Genomic DNA, 482 nt, shown 5'->3' on the forward strand with positions numbered 1-482 from the left:
CCGATCCGGTTGCGCTCGAGCTCGCGCACCTTCTCTTGCTGGGCGACCAGGGTGCACAGCATCGCATGGGTTTCCGCCTGGGTGCGTTCGGCCAGCACGCGCGCGGCTTGTTCGCGCAGCAATTGGTTCTGCAGTTCCAGATGGTCGCCGTCCAGTTTCAGGCGCCGGCGCAGCAGCGTGTGGAAGGTCAATCCCAACAACAGCAGCCAGAGCACGGCGAGCATGGTGACCAGGGACAACGAAGACGCGGCGCCACCCCGCCCTGCGTGGCAGGGGACGCACAAACCGCCGAGCGTGCAGGCGGTCGCGATGAAACGATGCGGTACTGATTTCATGGCATCCTTTCCTACAATAAACAAGCCGAGTTCGCTGAACTTACCCCGTTGAGTCTGCAATAACCTTGTTTTAAATCAAACTTTTCGAATGTTGGCATTGCATATGGGTAAGTCGGGCCGCCGCCAGGGCGATTGCATGAAGCCAAA

At 59.5% G+C, this 482-nt stretch carries 1 protein-coding gene; it reads right to left on the reverse strand.

Annotated features, from left to right (window positions below):
* The coding region (locus C7C56_RS04270; RefSeq protein ID WP_146204278.1) for a hypothetical protein at nt 1–335 on the reverse strand (335 nt) is incomplete at its 3' end.
* Nucleotides 336–482 lie beyond the last annotated feature (147 nt).

Source organism: Massilia glaciei, assembly GCF_003011895.2.
Classification (GTDB): Bacteria; Pseudomonadota; Gammaproteobacteria; order Burkholderiales; family Burkholderiaceae_D; genus Telluria_A; species Telluria_A glaciei.